The sequence below is a fragment of the Bacillus cereus group sp. BfR-BA-01408 genome, assembly GCF_022663305.1.
In the GTDB taxonomy this organism is placed as follows: domain Bacteria; phylum Bacillota; class Bacilli; order Bacillales; family Bacillaceae_G; genus Bacillus_A; species Bacillus_A pacificus.
Map to the genome: position 1 here is coordinate 1 of NZ_JAKUFF010000281.1, position 246 is coordinate 246.

Below are 246 nucleotides of genomic sequence, written 5' to 3' on the forward strand. Positions count from 1 at the left end.
GTACTTTCTCTTCTTCCTTAGGTTTTGCTACTTCTTGTACTTTCTCTTCTTCCTTAGGTTTTGCTACTTCTTGTACTTTTGCTTCTTCCTTAGGTTTTGCTACTTCTTGTATTTTCTCTTCTTCCTTAGGCTTTACTACTTCTTGTACTTTCTCTTCTTCCTTAGGTTTAATTGTTTCTTTTGCCTTTGTTACCTTCTGTGTTTTAGCTTCTTCCTTAGCTTTAACCATTTTTTGCACTTTCGCTA

At 35.0% G+C, this 246-nt stretch carries 1 pseudogene; it reads right to left on the minus strand.

The features are described 5' to 3' along the window. A pseudogene (locus MR083_RS27305) lies at positions 1-229 on the minus strand (enterotoxin); the annotation flags it as partial. Positions 230-246: the final 17 nt, after the last annotated feature.